Below are 500 nucleotides of genomic sequence, written 5' to 3'. Positions count from 1 at the left end.
CCGCTCGTCGTCGCGCCTGAGCTCTCCGACGACGCCGAGCTCTCCTCGTACCCATCCGGTGAGCACCGCGGGCGCGCGGGTCAGGCTTTCGGGATTTTGTTGATGCGGGCCGCGGCGGAGTTGCGGCGGGCGGCCATCCGGCCGAGGGCGAACCTGATCGGCAGGTCTTCGAAGGTGTCGGGGTTGTAGTCGTCGAGCCAGGCCGTGGCGTCGGCGTGGTTGGGGTGTTTGGGATCGGCGCGGGCGTCGAGCAGGTCGTAGAAACCGGGGACGCCGCCGCAGTCTTCCGGCGGGCCGTTGCGCTCGCCGGCGAGGTAGCGGGGATAGCGGACGGCCGGTGCGCCGGGACGAATGTTGCTGACGACGATCCTGTGCTCCCAGCTGTCGCCGAAGTCGTAGGTGTAGTCGATGATGGTCTTGCCGGGCCCGAGCACCTCGCACAGGCGGACCTTGGCCGCGTCCTTGCGGGGCTCGGTCCCCCAGTCCTCGTCCATCGGCAG

The 500-nt window shown here is 70.0% G+C and carries 1 protein-coding gene; it reads right to left on the bottom strand.

What is annotated here, in order from left to right:
• Positions 1 to 80 precede the first annotated feature (80 nt).
• A partial coding sequence (locus DJ019_RS20675) for a plasmid pRiA4b ORF-3 family protein (RefSeq protein WP_133255346.1) occupies positions 81 to 500 on the bottom strand: 420 nt, incomplete at its 5' end.

The organism is Phenylobacterium kunshanense, assembly GCF_003254525.1.
Taxonomy (GTDB): domain Bacteria; phylum Pseudomonadota; class Alphaproteobacteria; order Caulobacterales; family Caulobacteraceae; genus Phenylobacterium; species Phenylobacterium kunshanense.
This window is presented reverse-complemented; position numbering and strand designations above follow the sequence as displayed.